11 protein-coding genes, 1 tRNA gene and 3 pseudogenes are annotated in these 15,027 nt (G+C 34.6%); 5 read left to right on the forward strand and 10 right to left on the reverse strand.

Features of this window, described 5'->3' with window-relative positions; all coding sequences use genetic code 11:
- Positions 1-60: 60 nt before the first annotated feature.
- Positions 61-137, reverse strand: a tRNA-Met gene (locus tag AB3210_RS06165).
- Between the two features lie 96 nt (positions 138-233).
- On the opposite strand from AB3210_RS06165, the pseudogene AB3210_RS06170 reads away from it, so the two are divergent.
- Positions 234-1,544 (forward strand): annotated as a pseudogene (locus AB3210_RS06170) (ComEC/Rec2 family competence protein); the annotation flags it as partial.
- A 7-nt stretch (positions 1,545-1,551) separates the two neighbouring features.
- On the opposite strand, the gene AB3210_RS06175 reads toward AB3210_RS06170, so the two are convergent.
- Positions 1,552-2,964 carry an IS4-like element ISWosp2 family transposase gene (locus tag AB3210_RS06175; protein WP_214303148.1) on the reverse strand — a complete coding sequence of 471 codons (1,413 nt, stop codon included), beginning with the start codon at positions 2,962-2,964 and terminating at the stop codon, positions 1,552-1,554.
- An 80-nt stretch (positions 2,965-3,044) separates the two neighbouring features.
- Here AB3210_RS06175 and AB3210_RS06180 point away from each other — a divergent pair.
- From AB3210_RS06180 to AB3210_RS06190, 3 genes and pseudogenes are all read left to right on the forward strand, one after another.
- Positions 3,045-3,767: pseudogene (locus AB3210_RS06180) on the forward strand (competence protein ComEC); the annotation flags it as partial.
- 41 nt (positions 3,768-3,808) lie between these two features.
- A complete protein-coding gene (locus tag AB3210_RS06185; protein ID WP_052264881.1) occupies positions 3,809-5,620 on the forward strand; it encodes a coiled-coil domain-containing protein in 1,812 nt (603 codons plus the stop codon).
- Positions 5,605-6,552: an RluA family pseudouridine synthase gene (locus tag AB3210_RS06190; RefSeq protein WP_007302305.1), complete on the forward strand. Its 948-nt coding sequence runs from the start codon at positions 5,605-5,607 to the stop codon at positions 6,550-6,552. The genes AB3210_RS06185 and AB3210_RS06190 overlap by 16 nt, the downstream gene beginning before the upstream one ends.
- A gap of 6 nt (positions 6,553-6,558) precedes the next feature.
- Here the strand turns inward: AB3210_RS06190 and AB3210_RS06195 are convergent, their stop codons facing one another.
- The 5 genes and pseudogenes from AB3210_RS06195 to AB3210_RS06215 all read right to left on the reverse strand — a co-directional run bounded on the left by AB3210_RS06195 (position 6,559) and on the right by AB3210_RS06215 (position 12,999).
- Positions 6,559-6,906 (reverse strand): diacylglycerol kinase, encoded by a 348-nt coding sequence (locus AB3210_RS06195; RefSeq protein WP_007302306.1) that lies wholly within the window; start codon positions 6,904-6,906, stop codon positions 6,559-6,561.
- 197 nt (positions 6,907-7,103) lie between these two features.
- Positions 7,104-7,932 (reverse strand): annotated as a pseudogene (locus AB3210_RS06200) (IS630 family transposase).
- A gap of 165 nt (positions 7,933-8,097) precedes the next feature.
- Positions 8,098-11,316 (reverse strand): carbamoyl-phosphate synthase large subunit, encoded by a 3,219-nt coding sequence (gene carB, locus AB3210_RS06205; RefSeq protein WP_052264966.1) that lies wholly within the window; start codon positions 11,314-11,316, stop codon positions 8,098-8,100.
- 116 nt (positions 11,317-11,432) lie between these two features.
- Positions 11,433-12,197, reverse strand: coding sequence for an SDR family oxidoreductase (locus tag AB3210_RS06210; RefSeq protein WP_007302308.1), 765 nt, complete (start codon positions 12,195-12,197; stop codon positions 11,433-11,435).
- Complete coding sequence (locus tag AB3210_RS06215; protein WP_052264967.1) at positions 12,184-12,999, reverse strand: YihY/virulence factor BrkB family protein; 816 nt, start codon at positions 12,997-12,999, stop codon at positions 12,184-12,186. Before AB3210_RS06215 ends, AB3210_RS06210 begins: the two co-directional genes overlap by 14 nt.
- A gap of 128 nt (positions 13,000-13,127) precedes the next feature.
- Between AB3210_RS06215 and AB3210_RS06220 the strand changes: the two genes are divergently transcribed.
- On the forward strand, positions 13,128-13,481 hold the full coding sequence (locus AB3210_RS06220) for a TrbC/VirB2 family protein (RefSeq protein WP_230608996.1): 354 nt from the start codon (positions 13,128-13,130) through the stop codon (positions 13,479-13,481).
- 197 nt (positions 13,482-13,678) lie between these two features.
- On the opposite strand, the gene AB3210_RS06225 is transcribed toward AB3210_RS06220, so the two are convergent.
- Genes AB3210_RS06225 through AB3210_RS06235 form a run of 3 tightly spaced genes read right to left on the reverse strand, consistent with a single transcriptional unit; the run spans position 13,679 to position 14,619 of the window.
- Complete coding sequence (locus AB3210_RS06225) at positions 13,679-14,035, reverse strand: transposase (protein ID WP_007301972.1); 357 nt, start codon at positions 14,033-14,035, stop codon at positions 13,679-13,681.
- Complete coding sequence (locus AB3210_RS06230; RefSeq protein WP_038227351.1) at positions 13,995-14,177, reverse strand: hypothetical protein; 183 nt, start codon at positions 14,175-14,177, stop codon at positions 13,995-13,997. Before AB3210_RS06230 ends, AB3210_RS06225 begins: the two co-directional genes overlap by 41 nt.
- Positions 14,143-14,619, reverse strand: coding sequence for a transposase (locus tag AB3210_RS06235; RefSeq protein WP_019236989.1), 477 nt, complete (start codon positions 14,617-14,619; stop codon positions 14,143-14,145). Before AB3210_RS06235 ends, AB3210_RS06230 begins: the two co-directional genes overlap by 35 nt.
- Between the last annotated feature and the right edge of the window lie 408 nt (positions 14,620-15,027).

The following is a 15,027-nucleotide window of genomic DNA, read 5'->3' on the forward strand; positions in this document are numbered from 1 at the left end:
AGTTAGAAATAACATTGCTATTATAATAAAAGAAATCGCAATATTTGTACAATTGAAAGATGGTTGCGGGAGTAGGATTTGAACCTACGACCTTCAGGTTATGAGCCTGACGAGCTACCGAGCTGCTCCATCCCGCGTCGTTGCTTATTTATTATTATATGCGTAATAATAATAAATAAAAGAATAAAATCACACTATTACATATATTTATATATCTATTAACCTTTCTTAACATGATAGTAAATTATATACATAACAATCTGTGCAATGAAAAATATAACTTGATATTGTGGTTCCCTATTTTTCAGTGTGCAGGAATTTTAACCTATTTCTCATTAAATTTTGAACCAAGCTGTGCTTTCACTATATCTATTTTTCTCTTGCTTTCACCTATACTAATTCTGATTGCAATATTATACAGGAAATACGCAATATTATGCATTTCTTTAATTGCAGTGCTCATAGGATTTACAGCCAGCAAATTCAGAACAGATTCAGTTAATACTCATATTCTTGATAAGGAAAGGTATGTGAAAGATATTGTTGCTACAGTGAAGGATATTAACGATAGGGGCTCATATAAACAATTTTTGCTTTATGAAATAAAAAACACGAAGTTCAAGCTGGATAACATCAGAATATCAGTTAAAACAAAAGCGGAAGAAGGCATTAAAATAGGGGATCAAGTAAAATTATCAGCAAAACTCTTTCCTCCAAAAATTGCGCCTTCGGAATATGCATATGATTTTGCAAGAATAGCATATTATCAGAAAATAAGTGCAACAGGCTTTGCAACAAGCAAAATAGTCCTGTACAAAAAGGCTGAAGCAAGAAAATTTCAAGAGTATATAGAATCTTTCCGTCAATATATCTATGAAAACCTACAGCAAAATACCAAAAAGCCACACGCGGACATAATCTCTGCATTATTAATTGGCAAAAAAGACGGGATAGATCAAAAAACTATGAATGCGATACGAGATTCAGGTATAGCACATTTATTCGCTATATCTGGTTTACATTTATCGTTTGTTGCTGGTCTATTTTTTATAGTATTCCGTAATTTATTTGCAATATCTGAAACTTTGACTCTTAAATATAACACTAAAAAAATATCTGCATTCTTTACTATCTTGCCAACTACCTTTTATTTGTTGATTACCGGTATGCAAATTTCTGCTCAGCGTGCCTACATCATGGTGATCTTGGTACTTGTTGCAATAATCATAGAAAGGAAATATCGAGGATTAATAGCAATTGCGTTTGCTGCTTCGGTGATACTCATAGTGGAGCCAGAAGCAATCTTAAAGCCAGGTTTTCAAATGTCATTTTCTGCTGTTTTGGCACTAGTTGCCAGCTATCAGATCAATGCTAATAAGTTATTCAAAATAAAAATAATAAAATATTTTGTGTCGATAATGATCAGCTCAGTCATAGCAAGTTTAGCAACTGTTCCGTACACAATATACAATTTTAACTATTTTTCAATCAGTGGCATTATCACAAATTTGATTGCTATACCAATAGTTACACTCATTATTATTCTTACTATTACCCACAAATATAAAGTTCGTGAGCAAGTCGCCATCCTTCTGCTAGATCAAAGAGACGTCTCCATCCTTTCCAAATAGTAATGGGGCCTGGTTCTAGATCATTTTTTCTAGCCAAATGTCCTCCAAGTTGAGCAATCCATGAAACAGCTTCTTTTATAGTAGGAGTTGCATTTGAACATGGTTTTCTATGTATTTTTACATATAGAACTTTCCATTCTTCTTCGGCTAATAAGGTAGTACACGGTAATGTTGGATCAGTTCTTGCAATTGTTGTAATAAAGAAAATTCTCCAAGCAATAATACTCATTACTGTTAAATATCGCATCAACCTTTCTGCTGTTCCAAGCCTACATTCTTCAACTTTGAGACCAGATTTTAAAATTTTATGTAATATTTCTATTTTCCATCTAAGACAATACCACCTAACTTTTTCAACAGCTTCATCAAAGGTATTGACTGGAAGATTTGTTAAAAGCATCCACTCTAGCGGATTTGTTTCAGAAGGAAAGTCTTTTTCAACAACGTAAACTGCATAGTGTGGTAATTTAAGTAATTCTTCTGTCTTATGCCTAATACTATTCTTAGATGGATGCATAATAAACTTTCCGAATCTAACTTCCAAATGTGCTGTTCTTTTTGGCTTATTATCTTTTGCAGGAACTTCAACTTTTACCGTACCTGCACAATGAGAGGATTTAATAAATTCCCATAACTTCTGCTCACCTTTTTCAGGATATCGAGATTTTCTATTTACTGCCCTATCTTTGGAAGCTCTAACTAACACTGCCGAATTAAGATTATATGCAAGCTCAAAAAACTCATATATATCTGCTTCTCTATCGCATATGGTTATAGTCTCAGTTTGAGTTGAATCAATAATGTTGTTTGTGTTGCTTAAAGTTTCTAACCATTTTATACTCTCTTTATCTTCAATGCGGATACTGTCATTGTTCTTTTTTTTTATGTTTTCAGATTCTTCAGGTCTTGAATAAATTTTTTGATCTAGTATCCCTAGTACCAAACCTTCTATACTAACAGCTAGAGCTGTATGCATTATAATACCTTGACTATGTTTTCTTGTAATAACTCCCAATCCACTTGTTTTTTCATGGTCTGTGTATGAAATATAACTTGTATCTTGGATCACAAAAATTTTTTTATGGGCTTTTGTTCTTTCAACTGTTTTAGCAACGTGTGAAGCTAGAATATCGCCTTCTTTCACGTTCTCATTTTGAAAAAAACGATATGCTGCTTTTGCTTCTGACCAACTTCCACACGCCTGATTGATTGAGCTTTCAGGTAAACTTGTAAAACTATCAGCAATATTTACTAATCGGTCAGTTAACCTTTTATCTCCAAGTACAGCATCTCCAAATTCATTTTCAGCCCATTCATTATTCCTGTTTGCCATTTTTTACCCTCAATGTTTGCAAACTTTAATGTTGTAATACTTTATTTTTATGTCCATTTATATTTGTGGGTAATAGTAAGATTATTATTCCACTTGGAATAATTTATGTTTTATTGATTCCTTTAGGTATTGAATGGATTATAGCGCCATTTATAGAGCGCCCAATTGACAGTATCTTGTGTATAACAAATGCAATCGCTAGTCTTCAGTATTTGGTTATTCCCACTCGCACTTTTCCTGGCTCATCAATTATTATAATAACACTTGGGTTATTGTGGCTATGCTTGTGGGAAAGGAATTGGCGTTTTTTTGGAATTTTCTTTATTGTGCTGGGTATTTTCTCTAGCGCTATGTATAGAACCCCTGACATCCTGGTCAGTATTGATAATCTTGCTGTAAAAGAAGATGACAGTTTACTATATTCTCTTACTAGGAAAAATAGGAACTTTGTTGTCAAAACATGGGCTAAACAAAACGGGCAGAATCAAATTTTGAATCACACTAAATTCAGTAATTCAAACAAAAGGCTAAAATGTAATGATTATGACTGTACATATAATAAAGGAAATAATAAGTCAGTGTTGCTAGCTCATAAAAGAGAAGATATTTTAGAAAATTGTAACAATGTCGATCTAGTAATTCAGTTAAGCAAGTTTAACTATCCAGCTTGCAATACTAAAATCATCAAATACTCTGACTTAGAGGCATATGGCACACACTCTGTTTGGCTAGCAAATAGTGGCATAAAGGTTAGCAAAGTCCGTTCTAATCGTCCTTGGCATAAGCCAAAAAACTTGTTTTAAAAGTGTTATTAGTATATAATTAATTAGGTGCTAGGAAGTTTATGCCTTTAGATATAATAAATCCTTTAAGTGTTAAAGTAGATCATAATTTTGCCAAAATAGATGATGCTATTGGTTTTTTCCCTAGATTATGGCATGCAGCAAAGAAATATTCCGTAAGTAACACTCTACCTATAGCAGCTGTAAATACTTGGCTTCAATTTTCTTTGGCTTATGTAGCTGCAATAATAATAACTAGTAATAATTTAAGCTTTATTACAGATATTTTTAACCCAACATTCATGCCAATTTACACTTTGGTTTCTATTATTCTTTTAACAACTTTTGCAGCCTCTTCTGCTATGAGATATATGCATAAGCAGAAGATAAAAGAAGGAAAAAAGCCGATAGAGGAATTAATAAATGATAAAATTAGAGGTGGCAAAGACAACGAGATAAGTGAACTTGCTGAAAATGCTCTAAAAATAGAGATAAAACCAAATTTAAGTTTTACAAGTCACAAAAAAGCAAGCTTTTCAATAATTTTGCCAATCTCTGAAAATCAAAAAAAAATATTAGATGATCAAAGACAAGAGAATAAGAATAAGGCAATTTTTCTTACCATACCATATGTAATTAGTGCTGTAATTATAGTTGGTGCGTTAATACAAAATAGACTGAGCTTTGCCAATATTCAGGATTTGGAATGGGCCATAGTTGCACTGGCTAGTATCATTGCTATTGTTGGGATATGTATAACATTCAGCAAGCTAAAAAACAATGAGATAAACAATAATCATAATATTGTTAAAAAGTTTAACAATTTGGATATTCTCTTTCCATTCAGAAGAGGTGGGGTTGTATCAGTAATGGAAAAAAAGACAAAAGATGAAGAAGAAAATGATTCTACATCTCGATTGATAAAATTACTTGATAAGCACTTGACTGATTTTACAGATAAAATTGTTGACTCACTTGATAAGCAGTTAGATGAAGTTAAAGGTCTACTCGATAATAAGCTTCTAAAGCCTGCAAATGATGAAATTAAAGAAACACTTGTTCATCTACGAAGAGTCAGAGAAGACATCAAAGAAGATTTGGATGAGTTGCACAAGGAAATCTCGCCCATTTTAAGTGAAGCTAAAGGGCTGGTAAAAAGAGCAAGTTCACTAAACATTGAAAGTATTTTTTCTAGTTTAGATAATGCTATTAAAATCGCTGAAGATAAGGTTGAGCGATTTGAACCAAGCAGATTTGTTGGCTTTTTTAAATCTGGGGAAAGCACAGTTAGTGATGATCCTTTGTTTATAGATATGTTGGAAAAGCAAAAAAAAGAGGCGGAAAAGATAAGGAAGAAATTAGAGGAAGAGCTAAAAAAAGTAAAAGATGAACTAGAAGAATTAAAGAATAAACAAACTCAATCAACCGAACCTAATAGCAGTGAAGGCAGTATTACTGCTACTTCTCTTGAAAAACAGCGAGATGAAGAGAAAAAAGCAATAGAAAAAAATAGATTATTAAAATCAAAAAAAAGGATGAAAGAGCTGGAGCAAGAAAATGCAAAATTGGAAAAAGAATTATCTGAACAAGAAAAAATGGATGAATGGAGAAAAAAAGTTAACGGTAAAGCAAGTGGCTTTCTATATTATTTATTAGAGTCTATTAAGCTAGAAGAAAAAGATAAAAAAGAAGAAAAGAGGGAGTTAACGCTACGGAATTTTGATAATAAAATAATAATTTACTGGAAAGATGGCTCTCAAACAATTTGCCACATTAAAAAACAAGACGGCCTTCAAATTCAACCTAGTACAAAAGTTGATTTTGTGAATCCAGATGTTCATGCAGCATTTGAAGTAGCATGTTCAGGACTTTAAATATTAGTAGTGAAGAGAAAAAATTAAGATTAGATACTTATGTAGCTAAAAAATGCAACATATCTCGCAGTAAAGCGCAAAGATTGATACAGAATGAGCAGGTGAAATTACTTGGTATACCGATAATTAATAATGATCACATAGTAAAACCAGGTGAAGAGTATGTGGTGCATCTCATTCAACCTGACATATCCACATCAATTGAGCCTAATTATGACATAAAACTTGATATCGTCTATGAAGATGATGACATTATAGTTCTGAGTAAACAAAGTAGATTAACAGTACACCCAGGTGCTGGAACAAACAATGATACACTCCTGAATGCAGTGATCGCTCACCTTGGCAAAATTCCATATACAAATACAAGACCAGGAATTGTTCACAGGCTTGATAAAGATACTAGTGGACTCATGGTAATTGCAAAAAATGAACAATCCCACAGCTTCTTGTCTGAACTGCTATCAAATCGTAAAATAAAACGGGAATACTTAGCAGTAATTTGGGGAGCATTACCTAATCTGCAAGGAACAGTAAAAACCCATATTGCTCCAAAACGCAGTAATAAAGAAATGATGTGTGTCACAAAAACAGCAGGTAAATTAGCAATCACTCATTATTCAGTGAAGAAAATTATAGGGCAAGCAAGCCTGGTTAAATGTACTTTAGAGACAGGCAGAACACACCAAATTCGAGTACACATGAGCCACATAGGACATTCTGTAGTTGGTGATCAAGTTTACGGAAAAAATAGTAGTAAAAGTGAAAAACATGCTAAAAACTCTGACTTTATCCGTAATTTCAATAGACAGGCACTACATGCTCACACGCTAGGCTTATATCATCCAAAAAGTAAAGAATATATAGAATTTGTTTCTGATTTACCACAAGACATGCAAGTCTTAATCGGTGAATTTGAAAATATATCTTAACAACATTCATATCAATATTATCATCCATGTTATCAAGAAATTAATTAATGAGAGAAAAACTGCTGCACTACCTAGATCTTTCACTTTTTTTGAAAGTATATGTTGTTCACTGGAAATACGCTCAATTGTTGTTTCAAAAGCAGTGTTAATAATTTCTACAATTAACACCAAAAATAGGCTACTTACCATTACTGCACGTTCTAAATTACTTACATCTAAAACAAACAAAGTTGAAACACATATTATAAAAAGCAGTAACTCCTGTCTAAACGCAACTTCTGATACAAAAGCTGATTTTATTCCTTCACAGGAGTATTGAATTGCTTTTATTAGACGAGTAATGCTTTTCTTCATTATCAATTTTGGAAACTCAATGAATTACACTTATTGCACTCAGGTAAAAAATGCATGAAAATACCTTTCAGTCGTGATCACTTACAAAGATTTTTAAGTTAAAGTCTAGCATATTGTTTGAATCAAGAAAATTAGTACAAAGCCTTTCAACAAACGCTCAAGGCAGTTATAGCATTTCTCATAATAGTCCGAACAGGTCATAGGAAGGCAGAATCAACAGCACGACGAAAGGATTCGAATAGAGGAATGTTTTTCCTGGCTCTGTTTTTTATAGCAAACCAATAATGCTCAATTTTGTTGAAATCTGGAGAATATGGAGGAAGATATAAAATTTCTGCACCAACTCCTTTAGCAAATCTTATTAGACTTATGAAAAGTAGCATTATCAAGGATAACAGTTTGTCCAGGTTCCAAAATCGGTGTCAGAAACTGCTCAAACCATTTATTAAAGATATCCATATTGCAGTGGCCTTTAAAGGTTAACGGAGCAATTATTTTTCTTCCACTTAAGGCTGCAACCATGCTAATTCGTTGAGTTTTCTTTCCAGATTTTAGGGCATAAAACCGCTGTCCTTTCTGGCAATACCCATAGGTTCAGTGTTATCAATGCCAGACTCATCTATATACACTAATTCTTTAGGTTCTTTTGTTGCTATAACCTTTGAAAATTGAGCTCGCTTTTCTTCATTTCTTTCTTTATATCCGTAGGTCTTTTTTTTCTTGTGAATCCTATATTTTTAAGTGCTCGATGAATTGTTTGTCTACTAATATTGCCCCAGCATCTCTGACTGAGTTTTGCCACCTTGCTCATTTGCAAATTCGGCAAATGCATTCCAGTCGGTAATTTTATGCCACGCTTCCAAGCTTTTTTGATTGAAAATCTCCCGTTTTCTCACGTCTTTTCTTCCACTCATATAAAGTTGTTTCTCCAATCTTAAATCTCTTGGCAACAGTTTCTCCACTCTCTCCTTCATCCAATGCTTCCATTACCTTTTTTCTTAAGTCATAACTATATGCTGCTGGCATGCTTACCATCACTACTATAAATCCATATCTTACCTTTTTTGGACTATTATGAGAAGTGCTATATATATTGATACTGACACAAAAATCCTTTAATTAAATTTCTCTCGCCTTAGCTTACACGATCCTCATTTTGAAATAAGTAATAATTTATTATAGTCTTGATATTTAAACATTTTGTATCTGCTGTAATGATTTCACTTCCAATTTGCTATTCTTTACATATTGAATTGCAAGCGCTAACGCTTTACTCCCAGAAGCTGTGGTGCTATAAGCTATATTTTGCAAAATAGCAGTTCTCCTGATATCTTTGCTATCTGAAACTGATTTCACACCTTTTGAGGTATTGATCACTAGATTTATTTTTCCATCTTTGAGCATATCAACTATGTGGGGTCTGCCTTCTCTCACTTTATTTACAGCTTTTGCAGCAATGCCGTTATTGTTCAGATACGAAGCTGTGCCTTTGGTGGCATATATTTCAAAACTCAGTTCTTTCAACATTCGTGCAACAGGCAATATACACTCTTTATCATCATCTTTTACTGAAACCAGAGCTGCTCCTTCTGTTGGTAACTTGTATCCTGCAGCCATGTGCACTTTTGCAAGTGCAGCTTCGAAAGATAAGTCAATTCCCATCACTTCTCCTGTTGATTTCATTTCAGGACCAAGTAAAGTATCAACTCCTGCAAAGCGGGTAAATGGAAAAACAGCAGCTTTAACTGCAAAATGATTGAAAGGCTTGTTTTCCTGATTCAAATTTTTACCCAAAATAACCTGAGTGGCAAGCTTTGCAACAGGAATGTTGATTACCTTGGAAATGAAAGGAACTGTACGGCTAGCCCTTAAATTCACTTCAAGTATGTATACATCACTCTCTTGAACAGCAAACTGAATGTTTATCAGACCTTTCACTTTTAATGCTAATGCTATTCTTTCAGTTTGGAGCTCGATCTCTTTTATTACTTCGTCACTCAATGTATTTGTCGGTATTGAGCATGTTGAATCGCCAGAGTGGATACCAGCTTCTTCAATGTGCTCCATGACCGCTGCAATGAAAACTTTTTTCCCATCACATACAGCATCAACGTCAACCTCAACTGCATTGACTAAAAATTTATCAAGAAGCAGCGATCCGTGTTCAAAAATTTTGGTTTGATTCAAGACATACTCTTTAAAGCTCTGAGTATCGTGTCTAATCGACATAGACTGACCGCCGAGGACATATGATGGCCTGACTACTAGTGGAAACCCCACCTTTTCTGCGTTGGTTAACGCTTCTTCTACTGAATGGCAGATAGAATTTTCAGGTTGTTTTAAATTAAGTTGCAAAGCAAGATTTTTAAATCTCATGCGATCTTCTGCAAGGTCAATAGAATCAAACGAAGTTCCCAGAATTTTGAAACCTCTCTCGTTAAGCACTTTGGCTAACTTTAAAGGCGTTTGCCCGCCGATTTGAACTATTACACCAACCAGTGTGCCATTTTCTTGCTCTTTGCTTAGTATTTCAAGCACATCCTCTGCAATCAGTGGGGCGAAATATAAACGATCAGCGGTATCGTAGTCAGTTGAGACGGTTTCTGGATTACAGTTAATCATTATTGTTTCATATCCCATTTCTTTGGCGGCAGAAGCTGCATGTACGCATGCATAATCAAACTCAATACCCTGACCAATGCGGTTTGGACCACTTCCTAAAATGACAACTTTTTTTCGATCCGAAATATTCGCCTCACATTCCGTTTTATTTTCAACATCACCCTCATAGCAGCCATACATATAAGCAGTGCTCGATTCAAATTCAGCTGCACAGGTGTCTACACGTTTATAAACTTGTTTAGTACCAAACCTTTTCCTTATTGCTTCAATTTGCTCTACTTTCTTATTGCTTAACTTTGCCAACCTTGCATCTGAAAATCCCATTTTTTTCAGCTCTAACATTTCATATGCAGTTCCAGGAAGGCCGTTTTCCTTGATTTTTTGTTCAGCCAAGATGATTTGCTGTATATTTTGCAGAAACCATAAGTCATATCCTGTAATCGAATTTATTTCTTCTATGCTAATTCCGTGACGCATTGCGTCAGCAGCAATCAGTAATCTGTTTGGCAGCAATTTTGCTAATTGAGATTTAACATCTGTGTCTTCAGAAAACACTTCATCAAGTCCCGTGAGCCCTGTTTCAAGTGAGCGAAAAGCTTTCTGTAGTGACTCATTAAAAGTGCGGCCTATAGACATTACTTCTCCCACTGATTTCATGGAGGTTGATAGTTCACAATTCGTCCCCTTAAATTTCTCAAACTCAAATCGAGGAATTTTAGTGACGATATAATCAATCACTGGTTCGAATGCAGCAGGTATAACTGGAGCACAGTCGTTACATATTTCATCGAGCGAATAGCCAATAGCAAGTTTAGTTACAACTTTTGCAATAGGATAGCCTGTTGCTTTCGAAGCAAGTGCAGAGGAGCGAGAAACCCTTGGATTCATTTCAATTACAACGAGGCTTCCATCTTCTTTAGGATTCACTGCAAACTGAACATTTGCACCACCGGCGCTAACATCAATTTCTCTCAACACTGCTATAGATGCATTTCTCATTTGTTGATATTCAGCATCACGCAGAGTCAAAGCAGGAGCAACTGTGATACTATCTCCGGTGTGCACTCCCATTGGATCAATATTTTCTATTGAACACACTATTATACAGTTATCCTTGCAGTCACGGATAACTTCCATTTCATATTCCTTCCAGCCCATAATTGATTCATCTATCTGAACTTCATTTATTGGTGAAATTTTTAGAGCACTTTCTGCAATATTGAAAAACTCCTCTTTATTGTATGCTATGCCGCTACCTGCGCCACCAAGAGTGAATGATGAACGGATGATTGCTGGTAATCCAATGTAATCCAAAGCCTTTTTTATTTGTTCTTGATTTTTTATAATGATACTTTTGGGGTATTTTAGACCTATTTTATCCATGGATTGGCGAAATAATTCTCTATCTTCCGCTTTTTTTATTGCTTCTCTATTTACTCCTATTAATTCTACGTTGTATTTGTCTAACACTCCATCATCTGCAAGTTTTATTGCGCAATTGAGTGCTGTTTGCCCGCCCATTGTTGGCAATATTGCATCTGGCATCTCCTTAATTATAATTTTCTCTATGATTTCAGGTAGCACCGGCTCAATATAAGTTGCATCAGAGAATTCAGGATCTGTCATTATAGTTGCGGGGTTGGAGTTAACTAAAATGACTTTATAACCTTCACTTTTTAATACTTTACAGCTTTGCGTTCCAGAATAATCAAACTCGCATGCCTGACCTATAACTATTGGGCCTGCTCCTATTACTAATATAGATTCTATATCTGTGCGTTTTGGCATAATTACAATAATAGTCTCGACTCAAATAATGTTACCAATCTTTCCTGTGTATGTGAATTTTTATTAAACCTAACTACCTTTAGGCTTAACAGTATCTTTGCAGATACTATGGTAATTTACTCGGGAGATTTGCTAAGTGGTAAGATTTGTCCTGATATGCTACAATCTTCAGAAGCAAGTTCTACAAACTTGTCTGTCAGTTTATCAGGTGGCACCAATTCAGATATATCTTTTCCCGGAAATGCTTGCTTATACATTTCACTATCGATAGGCTCTTCCGAATACACGGCATTTATGCACAAATTCGTATGTTTTGTCTCAGATGCATATATCTTCACCATTGCTTCTAGTGCAACTTTACTTGCAGCATATGGCATCCAATATGGATAAGAGGAAGGAGAAAGTGTTATCTTTGAGGTCATGAATATCGCTCTTCCAGCATTAGACTTTTTTAGTATCGGACCCAAATTTTTTAGCAAGTACCAACTGGCAGTAAAATTTGTATTCATTACCTTCTGTAGATCTTCAAGCTCACAATCGTGAACAGGGCTCAACTTACATAAAATTTCAGTGCATGTAATCAGTATATCAAGTGTGCCAGATTCTGATAATTTTGGGCTTTCTATCATATTTGCCAGTTTTTCTACGTTTTCAAAGTCTAAAAGATCAAGCTGAATTAGTTTTACATAGCCTTCTTTAAGCTCTTCAATTTCATTATACAGTGGCTTGAGGTGATCGATAAACCTTGAAATCAGAATCACACATGCACCTTCTCTTACAAACCTTTTTGCAACAGCAGAGCCTATTCCACCTGAAGCCCCGGTAATTAAAGCTACTTTACCTTCTAACTTACCCATTTCTTTCTCCTTAGCAAGATCCATTGAAATATTTTAGCTGAAAATTAAATTTTGCTCCATATATAAAAATCAAACTTAGCACATAAAAAAATAGTAACGATACTACCACACCACCTAAGCTTCCATATATCAAATTCAGTTGATCAAAGGAAGCTTTTAAATATTGCTTGAAAGCTGAAGCAGAGATCGTCCAAAGAATAACAGCCACACAAGATCCGGGAAATACGTCTGATAAGTTTTGCTTTATGTTTGGCAATGTAAAATATAGCCAAGATACTATAGTAAAAAGCACAAACTCAATAAGTAAATATCTAGTATAACTTAGCCCTTGGTAAGAAAAATCAATTAACATTGGCACTAATGTAAAAAATACTATAGTCAGAGTTGTAACAAGCGTAATTACTAAAAATTGTAATATACTGAGCACCCTTCTCCATATATAAGGCGATGAAACCGGAACTTTATAGGCCTTATTCAATATCGTTCTAAATCCTTCAATTGTCGATGAGGCAGTCCAAACAGCGCCTACAATTGCCAAGGTTAATAAGCTTTGCGGAGGGCCTGATATTATCTCCCTAATACGTGGCATCAAAGATGATAAAATATCCTGTGGCATGTTATCAATAATAAATGCCCAGCCGACATTGTATTGATCTAAGAAATTTGCGAACGTTGATGCCATGGCCATTAAAACAATAAGAAAAGGAAATATTGATAACAGGATTAAAAATGATAGATATCCTGCGTGCTCCACTCCATCATTATAAATTGTGTCAATTAAAGCACGATAAAGGCAATAAACGATACTATAAAATTTCTGTAGCACTTGTAATATAAATAAACTAAGAAAAGTATTCTAAATGAAATAAAGCATACTTTTAAGCAAAAAATCCTCACCGTTTACTTAAATTTAATCAAAATGATAGATAATCCAGCGTTAAATACGGAGGCATAATGAAAAATTTTCTTCTACTTGTAGCTTTAATTCTTTCCTTTGCATTTGATAATGCTTTTGCTGCTGCTGTTACTGATGATGCAACAACCAATACAATATGCAAAATAGTAGGCTATACTCACGGTATAGGCGGGCCTATGATTACAATAGTGATAATAGGTGCAGCATTGCTGGCAATATTTGGCAGAATGCCATGGCCAGCGCTTTTTGCACTTGGTGCATTTACTGCTGTGTTTTTTGGTGCACCTGTAGTTGTTTCAAAAATAGTACCAGGTGGTGTGATTTGTAAAGATGGTGCAACTGCTTGCCCTGATGGTAAAACATGGAATGCAACAACAAATACATGCGCATAATAAGCATTAAAGCTTCAAAACATTAGCAAATGGTGCTTCTTAAAGAAGCACCATCATTGCACGAACTTGTGATTTAAGAGCAATTTTTGCCAGTTCATCCAAGTACTGGTTTACTTTATGACGGTGTCATCCCAGTGCTTGACACTGGGATGGCTTTGTTGCACAGCTCTTCGGATAGTGGGTAATGTATAATAAATTCATGAAGCTATATCAAACTTAGCCATGCCTATTTCAGTAAATTTGTTAAGCAAATAACACTTGAGTAGCAGTTCCTTCTCACGATTAATCTCAGATTTATTCCTAAAACTAAATCCAAATATTTGCTTCAGTCGCGAGAAAAAACTTTCTATATAAGATCTCTTCCAATAATTTATCTCTTTTTTCCACCTCTTCATACCATCTTCATCATATGACTTTATGAGCTTGATTGTAGAATTTCTCTCATTCATATAATCCAACTTTGGATGCTCTACTGCATTATTTTGCGGAGGAATCCTTGTCTTTATGTCAAGCTCATCGCACAGTTTGTATAACTTCTTTCGATCTATCTGCATATATCGTGCTTATGTTATACTTGGTATCCACTCTTTCAATAAGATCACAGGCTCCATAGTGGTCGGAATAAACTCCACTACTGTATTTTGCAGCTATAACTTTTTTACTACCTATCTCTAGCATTACATCTTGTTTGCTCATAGCGGCGATACTTTCTATCTGTACCATTTGCCTTACTATGGCCTGGAATATTATTGTAGATGCTGATACCTGTACTATCTATAGCAATTTCAATATCTTCCATATCGTTCTTATCAACTCTGCAGTCGTTGATTTTGATATTAAGCTTTTTAAACCTTCTTGAAGCCTGCGAATAGCTGATAATTTGCAAAATTTTCCCTATTTGCTCAAGATATTTCTCTATAAATCCCACTGTTTGCCTAAGACCAATCCTGAATAGATAGGTTATTATGTGAATTAGAATCACTACTTTGTCGCTGTAGACATTGTTGCCACCTGCTACTTTTGGACTATTTTCGTACCAATTTTCAATGGCATCGTTGATATAATGAAAAACATTTCCCCTTTCTTGAAGAAATTTGTTATATTCATTGCAGTTACTGACTTTCATTCTTATTGGCATATTTTTCCTTTGTCGGCTAAATATCTATTTTATAACAAATTCCATCAGTAACTGCCTGTTCTTTCCTTGAGTGGTGCAACAAAGCCATTCCAGTGTCAGCTACTCGGATGACACCATTTGCTACGCAATTTACTTTCAAAAATGAATGCTCGTACAGCTGTGTGTCAGCTACTTACATAACACCTCTCGAAAATTACTTTAGTTGCAAATATTAAGAAATTTACCAAATGAAGAAAAAAGGCAAAAGAATCCCCGTGTGACAAGTTTTATAATGTAAATTGGCGCTATAATAATGTGCTAACAAGCGCGTTTTGGCTGAATGTAGAAAAAATAAAAAAAGCCGCTATAATTTTTGTGTAATTTGCCAATAAATATTTGAGTTTTTTACTGATTTTGTAATTGAGCCTG

It is taken from the genome of Wolbachia endosymbiont (group B) of Scrobipalpa ocellatella (genome assembly GCF_964188425.1).
Taxonomy (GTDB): Bacteria; Pseudomonadota; Alphaproteobacteria; order Rickettsiales; family Anaplasmataceae; genus Wolbachia.